Origin of the sequence: Kitasatospora sp. NPDC090091 (assembly GCF_044747365.1) — a bacterium.
In the GTDB taxonomy this organism is placed as follows: domain Bacteria; phylum Actinomycetota; class Actinomycetes; order Streptomycetales; family Streptomycetaceae; genus Kitasatospora.
Genome location: NZ_JBIVDY010000003.1, coordinates 237207 through 246231, shown reverse-complemented (window position 1 = coordinate 246231; position 9025 = coordinate 237207). Strand labels below are relative to the sequence as shown.

At 69.0% G+C, this 9025-nt stretch carries 12 protein-coding genes; 9 read left to right on the top strand and 3 right to left on the bottom strand.

From position 1 onward, the window contains the following. The first annotated feature begins 2 nt into the window (after nucleotides 1–2). The 8 genes from ACIPSC_RS06775 (at nucleotide 3) to ACIPSC_RS06740 (ending at nucleotide 6265) form a co-directional block, all read left to right on the top strand. The gene (locus ACIPSC_RS06775) at nucleotides 3–218 is read left to right on the top strand and encodes an MbtH family protein (RefSeq protein ID WP_400823711.1); all 216 of its coding nucleotides are present in this window, start codon (nucleotides 3–5) and stop codon (nucleotides 216–218) included. A 10-nt stretch (nucleotides 219–228) separates the two neighbouring features. Further along, on the top strand, nucleotides 229–1476 hold the full coding sequence (locus tag ACIPSC_RS06770; RefSeq protein WP_400823709.1) for a cytochrome P450: 1248 nt from the start codon (nucleotides 229–231) through the stop codon (nucleotides 1474–1476). 68 nt (nucleotides 1477–1544) lie between these two features. Beyond that, nucleotides 1545–2288: an SRPBCC domain-containing protein gene (locus ACIPSC_RS06765; RefSeq protein ID WP_400823707.1), complete on the top strand. Its 744-nt coding sequence runs from the start codon at nucleotides 1545–1547 to the stop codon at nucleotides 2286–2288. Nucleotides 2289–2306: 18 nt separating this feature from the next. Continuing rightward, nucleotides 2307–2507 carry a hypothetical protein gene (locus ACIPSC_RS06760; protein WP_400823705.1) on the top strand — a complete coding sequence of 67 codons (201 nt, stop codon included), beginning with the start codon at nucleotides 2307–2309 and terminating at the stop codon, nucleotides 2505–2507. 153 nt (nucleotides 2508–2660) lie between these two features. Next, nucleotides 2661–3083 (top strand): TipAS antibiotic-recognition domain-containing protein, encoded by a 423-nt coding sequence (locus tag ACIPSC_RS06755; RefSeq protein ID WP_400823704.1) that lies wholly within the window; start codon nucleotides 2661–2663, stop codon nucleotides 3081–3083. Nucleotides 3084–3358: 275 nt separating this feature from the next. After that, on the top strand, nucleotides 3359–4093 hold the full coding sequence (locus ACIPSC_RS06750) for a L,D-transpeptidase family protein (RefSeq protein ID WP_400823702.1): 735 nt from the start codon (nucleotides 3359–3361) through the stop codon (nucleotides 4091–4093). 176 nt (nucleotides 4094–4269) lie between these two features. Further along, nucleotides 4270–5511: a hypothetical protein gene (locus ACIPSC_RS06745; RefSeq protein WP_400823701.1), complete on the top strand. Its 1242-nt coding sequence runs from the start codon at nucleotides 4270–4272 to the stop codon at nucleotides 5509–5511. After that, the gene (locus tag ACIPSC_RS06740) at nucleotides 5495–6265 is read left to right on the top strand and encodes a hypothetical protein (RefSeq protein WP_400823700.1); all 771 of its coding nucleotides are present in this window, start codon (nucleotides 5495–5497) and stop codon (nucleotides 6263–6265) included. Before ACIPSC_RS06745 ends, ACIPSC_RS06740 begins: the two co-directional genes overlap by 17 nt. A 138-nt stretch (nucleotides 6266–6403) precedes the next feature. Here ACIPSC_RS06740 and ACIPSC_RS06735 read toward each other — a convergent pair whose 3' ends face one another. Together ACIPSC_RS06735 and ACIPSC_RS06730 are read right to left on the bottom strand one after the other, a co-directional pair. Next, on the bottom strand, nucleotides 6404–7387 hold the full coding sequence (locus ACIPSC_RS06735; protein ID WP_400823699.1) for a GNAT family N-acetyltransferase: 984 nt from the start codon (nucleotides 7385–7387) through the stop codon (nucleotides 6404–6406). A gap of 113 nt (nucleotides 7388–7500) precedes the next feature. After that, a complete protein-coding gene (locus ACIPSC_RS06730) occupies nucleotides 7501–7728 on the bottom strand; it encodes a hypothetical protein (RefSeq protein WP_400823698.1) in 228 nt (75 codons plus the stop codon). A gap of 505 nt (nucleotides 7729–8233) precedes the next feature. Between ACIPSC_RS06730 and ACIPSC_RS06725 the strand changes: the two genes are divergently transcribed. Next, a complete protein-coding gene (locus tag ACIPSC_RS06725; protein WP_045694210.1) occupies nucleotides 8234–8437 on the top strand; it encodes a cold-shock protein in 204 nt (67 codons plus the stop codon). Nucleotides 8438–8671: 234 nt separating this feature from the next. Here the strand turns inward: ACIPSC_RS06725 and ACIPSC_RS06720 are convergent, their stop codons facing one another. Continuing rightward, nucleotides 8672–9013 carry a CU044_2847 family protein gene (locus tag ACIPSC_RS06720; protein WP_400823696.1) on the bottom strand — a complete coding sequence of 114 codons (342 nt, stop codon included), beginning with the start codon at nucleotides 9011–9013 and terminating at the stop codon, nucleotides 8672–8674. Between the last annotated feature and the right edge of the window lie 12 nt (nucleotides 9014–9025).

Genomic DNA, 9025 nt, shown 5'->3' with positions numbered 1-9025 from the left:
CCATGACCAACCCCTTCGACGACCAGGACGGCACCTTCCTCGTGCTCGTGAACGAGGAGAACCAGCACTCGCTCTGGCCGCAGTTCGCGGACGTCCCCGCCGGCTGGACCGTCACCCACGGCCCGGACACCCAGGCCGCCTGCCTGGAGTACGTCGAGCGGTCCTGGACCGACATGCGGCCCAGGAGCCTCGCCGACGCCATGGACGCGCAGCGGTAGCGCGGTCGACGTGACCTCCACCGACACGCTGGACGGGGCCCGCGGCACCGCGGGCCCCGCCCGGCCCGGCGACCTCGCCGCGGACCTGCTCACCCCCGAGGCCCGGCGCGACCCGTACCCGCTCTACGCCCGCATGCGGCGCGAGAGCCCGGTGCACCGCAGCGCCCAGGGCATCTGGTACCTCACCCGGTACGCCGACGTCGAGGCCGCCCTCGGCGACCTGCGGCTGTCCAACGACCGGGACCGGATGACCCGCGCCTACGTCGCGCTCGGCGGCGACCTGAAGGCCTTCAGCCGGCTCACCGACCGGCTCGGCCGGGTGATGTCCAACACCGACCCGCCGGAGCACGCCCGGCTGCGCAAGCTGGCCAACCGCGCCTTCACCGCCCGACGCGTCGAGGCCCTGCGCGACGGCATCCAGCGGATCGTCGACCAGCTGATCGACCGGGCCGTCCAGGCCGGGCCGGCCGTGGACCTGATCGAGGCGGTCGCCGCCCCGCTGCCGATGTCCGTCGTCTGCGAGCTCTTCGGCATCCCGCCGGAGGACCGCCCGCAGGTCGAGACCTGGTTCAGCCGCTTCGGCCGGCTGAGCGAGGACCTCGACAAGTCCGAGGAGGCGATCGGACAGTACGAGGAGTACCTCTCCCGCCTCATCCGGCGCCGCCGGGCCGACCCGGGCGACGACCTGATCAGCGCCCTGGTCGCCACCCAGGCGCAGGACGACCGGCTCACCGACTCCGAACTGCTGTCCACCTGCTTCGTCCTGATCACCGCCGGCGACGAGACCACCACCCACCTGATCGGCAACGGCGTGCTGGCCCTGCTGCGCCACCCCGACCAGCTGGCCCGGCTGCGCCGGGACCCGGGGCTGATCCGCGGCGCCGTCGAGGAGCTGGCCCGGTACGACACGGTGACCCAGGCGATCGTCCGGGTCGTCGCGGAGGACCTGGAGATCGACGGTCGCACGCTGCGCGAGGGCGAGCTGGTCTACCTGTTCCTCGGCGCGACCAACCGCGACCCGGAGCGCTTCGAGGACCCCGACCGGCTCGACCTGACCCGCCCCGGCAACCGGCACCTGAGCTTCGGCAACGGCCCGCACTTCTGCCTCGGCGGCCCGCTGGCCAAGCTGGAGGCGGAGGTGGCCGTCGGCACGCTGGTGCGCCGGCTGCCCGGGCTGCGGCTGGCCGACGGGGCGCTGCTGGACTGGCGGCCGAACCCGCTGCAACGGCGGCTCTGTGCTCTCCCGGTCACCTACTGACACCCGATGAACCCGATGACTCCGATGACCCGGACGACCCGGATGAACGACGACGAAGGAGAACCGAGATGACCCGAGAGTTCGAGGTCCGGCGGGAACAGGACCTGCCCGCGTCACCCGAACAGGTCTGGGCCGCGGTCGCCACCGGCGCCGGCAACCTCGGCTGGCTGTACCCCATGGAGGTCGAGCCGCGCGTCGGCGGAAAGGTCACCCGGGCCGAGAGCACCGTCGTGGCGTGGGAGCCGCCGAGCCACTTCGCGGCCCGGGCGACCCTGGGCGACGAGTTCTCCAACACGCTCAGCTACCGGATCGAGCCGGTGGACGGTGGAGCGAGCCACCTGCGGATGGGAATCCACTGGGTGCACGAGGGCGTCTGGGACGAGGTCTGGGACAGGAAGGCGGACGCGGCCGAGAAGCACGTCGACCTCTACCAGCACAGCCTCGCCGAGTACCTGCGCCACTTCGCCGGCCGCCCGGCCGTCTACGTCAAGGCCGTGCGCCCCGAACCCACCGGCGACCCGGCCGACTTCGCCGCCCTGCGCCGACGCCTCGGACTCACCGAGGACGCGGCCGTCGGTGACCGCCTCCCGCTCGACGTCCCCGGCCCGGGCGGCGGACCGGAGGAGGTGGTCGTGGACTGGCTCAGCCCCGACTTCGTCGGCCTGCGCGGCCCGGACGCGCTCTACCGGTTCTTCAACGGCAGCACCTGGAACACGCCGATCTGGCTGGCGCACCACCTGTTCGGCGAGGACACCGACGAACAGCAGAGCACCAAGGCGTGGAACGCCTGGCTCAACGACACCCAAGCCTAGGACCCTGACAGGACCCCGATGCAGACCTCCACGGAAACACTGCTCTACGCCGCCGAACTCGTCGAGGAGAACGGCACGTACACCCTCGTCGTCCAGGACGTGGCGCGGGACACCGTCCAGACCACCCCGGTCCCCAAGTCCATGGTGGACAAGCTCCCGACCTTCCTCGCGGCGCTCACCGCCAGGCTCAACCCCGCACCCCCGCGCCGCCGGTGGTAGCCGTGGCATCGCCGACGAGCGTCCGAGAAATGGTTTGCCGACCCGGTGGCTGTGTGTCACCGTTCGGTCTGGACCGGCAGTTGATCATGGGCGGCCGGTCGATGCCGACATGTCGGCGGCCTCTCGGGGATCCACCGGGGAGGTGACGAAGCAATGGGAAGCGGTGCCGTGGGGAACAGTTACGAGGACGAGTGTCGCCGGTCGTTGGCCGAGGAGCAGGCGAAGAGCCTTGCCGGGACCAACGACTGGGAACATGTGGACAGGGAGCGGGTCCATCAGGACTGGGACGTCCTGTACCGGGAGATCACAGCTCTCCTGGACGGCGGCTCCCTGCCCGGTGACCAGCAGGTCCAGGAGCTCGTCCGCAGCCACTTCGACATCGCCTGCCGGTTCTACACCCCCTCCAGGGAGGCTTACGTCGGCATGTCGCTCTTCTACGCCGAGGACGAGGCCATGAGGGCGTTCCACGATTCCTACCACCCCGGGCTGGTGGACTTCCTGGGCGCCGCGATCAAGGTGTTCGCCGAGCAGGGGAGCGGGTTCGCCCCCAGCGCAGGGGCCGAGGCTTCGGCGTAGTCGGGCGACACGGGCCAGGACATGCATGGGCGGGTGCGCCCGGACCGGGGTCCGGGCGCACCCGCCCATGCGCCGCGCCCCGGCCGGGCCCCACCCGGCCGGGGCGCGGCGCGAAGGTCGGGCAGTCTTCGGCCCAGAGACAACGGCGCGCGGCGTGGCCCTTCCGGCGAGTCGGTCCCGGGCTTCGGGCGGACGGAACCCCAGACTTCGATTGCCGCACACGGCTTCGACAGGTCATCCCGTCGCCCCGTCGTCCACCTCGGAAGGGACCATCCGTGGCCGACTCCCGGACATCTCCTCTCGCCGGCCGCAGCTCGGTACGCCGTTGCGTGACGGCGGCCGCCGCACTCGGCGTCGCCGTCACGGTGACCGGCGCCGCCCCCGCCCACCGGGCGTGGACCGACGCGGGCCCGTTCCCGGTACCGGTGGCCGTCGACCGGGCCGAGCAGGCGATCACGGTCAAGGCCTCGGGCACGCACGCCACCGTGACCCTGTGGGCCCGGCAGGACGGTGCCTGGCGGGTGCTCGCCTCCACCACCGAGGCGCGAATCGGGTCCGGCGGCCTCCACGACGGCCGCACCCGCGTCCAGGGCACCGGGACCACGCCCACCGGCACGTACACCATCACCCAGGCCTTCGGCATCGCTCCCGACCCGGGCACGCGGATGCCCTACCACCACGTCACCACGCACGACTGGTGGGTCCAGGACCCGTCCTCCGTCCACTACAACCGCATGCGGACCGACACCGAGGGCGGCTTCCACCTCACCGAGGAGGGCATCCTCGGGAGCGAACACCTCATCAACTACCCCGGCCAGTACGACAACGTCCTGGTGATCGACTTCAACTCCTCCCCGGTCGTCAGAGGCCGCGGTGCCGGGATCTTCCTCCACGACCTGTCGCCCCAGGCGGACCCCACCGCCGGCTGCGTCGCCGTCCCAGCTGCCTTCATGAGCCGGACCATGCGCTGGATCGACCCTGCCGAACACCCCGTCATCGCGATCGGCTGAAGCCCCACCGCACAGCGGAACGTCGTTGCCCACTGTCGGGCCCCGTGAGAGCATCAGGTTTCAACGGTCCGTCTCCTTTCGTCTGCGTTGCGAAACGCAGACGAAAGGAGACGGACCGTTGCCATGTTGACGGTTCGAGCAATCCACCAAGATCTGCGAGTGGCAGGTACCGTTCGATGTACACGACAGAGCCGATGGAAGCCGGCATCGAGGATACGAGCAACATCCTGGTTGCGCCTTCGACGCTGCACGACGAGGACTTGATCAGGGACTTCTTCGGATCCACGATCACGCCGGAGGAGCTTGCCTCCGGTTCGTCCGACCTCGCACAGAAGACGGTCTACCTGTGCGGCGACATATCAGGGATCAGCATCCGTCAGCTGCACGAGGCCGACCGGGTGTTCGTGGTCCGTGAGCTGTCGCACGGCTACCACGAGGACGTCGACGGGCCGTGGACCACCGTCGAGCTCGGCCGCGTACCCGTCCGCGTGCACGGTGTCGGCGTGTACTACCGCCGGTTCTTCGGACTCGGCGCCGATCACTTCGGACGGATCCGCGCGGAGCACGCGTTCCAGTCCCTGACGGAGTCCACCAAGCCCGGAACGGCCCATCGCAGCGGAATCTATCTGACGCCCGTCACACGAAGCGGTGACGAACTGCACTTCCGCCTGCTCCGCTGCTCCACGAATCTCTCCGGGCCGACCGAGAGCTTCGGCCCGACCGACACGCAGATCGTCGACGCCCTGAACCGCGAGGCCGCCACCGTCTTCCGGAACCAGGCGCCGCTGAACCACGTCCTCGCCCAGACCTACCACAACACCCTCGCCACGGCCGAGCGCAAGCAGTCCAAGGCCAGGATCTCGGCCCATGCCGACAAGACCAAGGACATGCCCGTCAACGGCGTCATGGCCTTCTGCACCTTCTACGACCGGCTCGACGGGCTGCAGCCCCTCGCCGAAGACACCTTCGACCACGGTGTGAAGGGCGTCAGCGGGCTGACCAGACTCCACTTCCGCCTCAAGGAGCCGGCCGAGGTGCGCGACGGGGTGCGCGACGAGGTCGCGCTCCCGCCGCAGTTCGCCGTGACCCTCTATCCCGGCTCGGTGTTCTTCATGCCGCTGTCCACCAACCGCCTGTACACGCATGAGATCCGGCCCTCGTCGTTGGACGCCGAGTTGCTCCCGACCCGCCTGGGATACGTGGTGCGCTGTTCGAGCGCAGAAGCCGTTCACAGGAACGGGCACACGTTCCTCAAGGGAGCCGGAGGCCTGGTGGAGCTGGGGCCGCCCACGCCGGCCGGCATGGACGAGCTGCGCAGGCTGTACGCCGAGGAGAACCGGACCTCGGCCCGCATCGACTACGGCGACGAACTTCTCTTCAGCATGAACACGGGAGACTACCTTGCCCCTCGGATCTGAGACCTCGGACGAGATCATCTCGTGCGTCCTGCCGACCGGGGAGAATCTCTTCGAGGAGCTGTCCGCGTCGACCTGTCTGGAGGACGTGGGGAAGGGCCGGCGGGGTGCCGTCCTCGCCAGGATCGACGAGGCGGGTGGTGTGCCTCTCGTCCGCACCACCACTCGCTACACCAGCCCGGCGCAGCGCTTCCGGACGGTGCACGAGCGGCTGGCGCAACAGGTTCAGGAACGTGCGGCTCTTCCGGTCGGCCTCAACAACGCTCTCATCGAGTGCTACACGAACGCCTACACGACCATGGGCAGCCATTCCGACCAGGCCCTCGATCTGGCCGACGGGTCGTTCGTCGCCGTCTTCTCCTGCTATCAGAACCCCGGAGCGGGCCCGCCGAGGAAGCTGATCTTCGAATCTAAGGAGTCCGACGGCGAGGGCTTCGCGATCCCCCTCGCCCACCACAGCGTCGTCGCGTTCTCCGTCGACCTCAATCGGCGACTCAGGCACCGAATCGTCCTGGACAAGCCCGTCCCGGCGGCGGACAACCAGTGGTTGGGCGTGACCTTCCGAACGTCGAAGACCCTCGTCCGGTTTCACGACGGGCAGGCACACCTCCCGGAGGGTGCGCGCCTCACGGCGGCCGACGACGAGCAGAGTCGCGAGTTCTACCGACTGCGGCGTCGTGAGAACACCGAGACGCACTTCCGCTACCCCCGGCTGACGTACACCGTCAGTGAGAGCGATCTGATGCCTCCCGTCTGACCCCGAGGGTCTTCGGGGGCGGCTGCGGGGTCGATGATGACGCGCGCCTGACCGGTATCGGCAGCAATCGCTCGGGCGCTCCGGGACTGCGACACCGTGGTCACTGCGGACTGACCTGGCAGTCCAATGACGGGTCGATCAAGCAAGCGACTTACGGTAACGGACGTACTCGTTCTGCCGCCGGAACCCCACACTCTCGTAAAGGTCGTAGGACCGGTGCGGATTTGCCGTGCCGGTGAACAGCCGGGCGGTCGTTGCACCCTGCTCGCGAAGGCTCCGCAGCCCGTCCAGCAGCAGGACCCGGCCGATTCCGAGGCGTCGCTGATCCGTCCGGACACTCAGCTCTTCCACCTCGCCCACCGTAGGGTCGTGGCGACGGATGGAGCAGAGGGCGACACCGACCATGTCGTTCCCGTTCCAGGCAGCCCTCCAGCATGCCGGATCGGCGGTGTCGACGAAGTCGTGGAAAGGCCATCTCTGAGCGAAGCGGGTGTCCGCGTACGAATCGACGACCATCCTCCAGGCTGCACGGTAATGGCTTGTCCCGACAGGCCCTGTCCGTATCCCGGCCGGCAGTTCGCCGCCCGGCTCGGGCACCTGCTGCAGATCGCCCAGCTCCAGCTCAACCAGGCTGAAGACACGTCGATAGCCGGCTGCGCGCAGAAGTGCCGTGGCGTCCTGCTCAGAGACCATGGCGTTCGCGCCGACCACTGCCGTCCGCGCCGTTCCATGCTGCTTGACGAGCTGGCGAATCCGATCTTCGGCCCAGCACAGCATGGCTGAGCCGATGCCCTGACCGCGATGCTCGGGCAAAAGGTGACCTCGGTGCAGGTACAGCCACGTATCGTCCCGCTCTTGCCACCACCGGATCGTCGAGTAGCCGACGACGACCCCGTCGAGCACCACCAGGATCTGGTTCTTGGACGGCTCCTCCAGCTTGGCGGAGGCTTCGGCGATCTCGTCCGCTGTCGGGAGCCCTTCCACAACCGAATGGGCATCGACTCGATCCTGTTCAGCACAACCCAGCCGCACTGCGGCCATGGCGCCGTGGTCTTCGTTGCCGCGATACGGCCGGAACCCGAAGCCGACCGGAAGGTCCTGTCCTGCCCTGCCATCCGACATGACCGGATGGTCTCGAACTTCGAGGCAGGTCCGCCACCCTGTTTTACGCCACCGTCGACTGCGGCCGTTCAACGAGCCGGCCGCGTTCAAAGCGGGCCCCGGCGCGGACGAGGTCAGAGCGTGTACAGCGTGCGGTACGGCGGGGTGATGCGTGCCTGCTGCGATCCGAAGTCGACGAGCACGGCCGTGTCGCCGTCACCCTCGACGCCGATGACCCGGCCGAGGCCGTACCTGTCGTGGGTGACTCGGTCGCCGACGGCGAAGTGCTTCCGGGGCGCCTCGGGCGGGGCCTTGAAGGGGCTGTTCGGCAGGGGGCGGCGGGCTGCTGCGAAGTCATTCATTCTCTCCAGTATGCGCCGGAAATCGCGGGAGCGGGCCATTTCGGCGCACTCAAGTTCGAGTGGGGGGCGATGGTGCCGCATGTGCAGTCCGGGGCGCCCCTGAACGGTGTCGGCGTGCGCGGCATGATCACTTGCGTGGGGCTGTCGAGACGGGGGTCGGCCTCGCGCTGCCCGCGGGGATCGTCCTTCCGGACTCTCGCGCCGGCACCGCGCGGCCGTTTCAACGAGACTGCTACCAAGGCGTGTTGATGCCCCTGGTGGCTCAGGTTCGACGATCACGGGGGCAGCTCCCGGAAACTGCGGGCGAAATATTCGCCCGCAGCGCGCTTGGGCCTGCTAGAGTCGTTTTAGTTGCAGTAGTGGTTCCCATGAACTTTGTGTGCGCCTGCTGATGTATTCGCAGGCGCATTTCTGTTTCCCGGCTCTTCCCGGGTGGGTGCTTCCCGCGGCGACTCGAAGCGTGCGCTGTGCGCGCTTCGGACAGCCCCTTGAAGGAGATTTCTTAATGGCTAATGGCACTGTGAAGTGGTTCAACTCGGAAAAGGGCTTCGGCTTCATCGAGCAGGAGGGTGGCGGCCCTGACGTCTTCGCCCACTACTCGAACATCAACGCCAACGGCTTCCGTGAGCTGCTCGAGGGCCAGAAGGTCGAGTTCGACGTCACGCAGGGCCAGAAGGGCCCGCAGGCCGAGAACATTCGCCCGCTGTAGTTCTTCTGCCACGGCACCCGCCCAGCAGCGAGGGGCCCGCACCGCGCACACGCCCGGTGCGGGCCCCTCGGCATCGCGTCACGACGCGTCCCCCGGCCGCTCAGGCCCCCGACTCCGCGGTGGCGCTCACCCCGACCGCGAATCGCCTGCTCGGACAAGGCGCCCGCCGTGGGCGCGCGCTGTCCGGTGCGAGTCGCGAGGTCACGGCAGGCGGCTCGCACCGGACAGCTGCGGTCACTCCTCGTCGTCGGCTTGACCAGCGGGATTCTCGGGAGACCAGCGGAGCGTCACATCGAAGTGGACGCCGGCGGAGCCGCCCGCCAGGATCACGCCGACGCTACCGTCCAGCTTGACGCCGAACCTGACCTCGATCTCGTCAGGGCGGCGTGGCAGGGCGCGGAACGCTTCGATCACGTCGGATGCCGTGTTGACCACGGTGTGCAGAGAGTCCCGCACCGTGGCGCCCGCTCTCTCCAGACTTCCCCGGCCTGCAGGCGCAACTCCTGCGCCGGTGCCCTCGCTCTCGACCACCAGCGTCCCGCCGGACGCGAGGGTGAATTCGGTACGTGTTGTCACTTGGCCTCCTGG

Bases quoted from the DNA above. Each gene is read 5' to 3' on its own strand.
- ACIPSC_RS06775 (WP_400823711.1), top strand. From the start codon at position 3: ATGACCAACCCCTTCGACGACCAGGACGGCACCTTCCTCGTGCTCGTG.
- ACIPSC_RS06765 (WP_400823707.1), top strand. From the start codon at position 1,545: ATGACCCGAGAGTTCGAGGTCCGGCGGGAACAGGACCTGCCCGCGTCA.
- ACIPSC_RS06760 (WP_400823705.1), top strand. From the start codon at position 2,307: ATGCAGACCTCCACGGAAACACTGCTCTACGCCGCCGAACTCGTCGAG.
- ACIPSC_RS06755 (WP_400823704.1), top strand. From the start codon at position 2,661: ATGGGAAGCGGTGCCGTGGGGAACAGTTACGAGGACGAGTGTCGCCGG.
- ACIPSC_RS06745 (WP_400823701.1), top strand. From the start codon at position 4,270: ATGTACACGACAGAGCCGATGGAAGCCGGCATCGAGGATACGAGCAAC.
- ACIPSC_RS06735 (WP_400823699.1), bottom strand. From the start codon at position 7,387: ATGTCGGATGGCAGGGCAGGACAGGACCTTCCGGTCGGCTTCGGGTTC.
- ACIPSC_RS06730 (WP_400823698.1), bottom strand. From the start codon at position 7,728: ATGAATGACTTCGCAGCAGCCCGCCGCCCCCTGCCGAACAGCCCCTTC.
- ACIPSC_RS06725 (WP_045694210.1), top strand. From the start codon at position 8,234: ATGGCTAATGGCACTGTGAAGTGGTTCAACTCGGAAAAGGGCTTCGGC.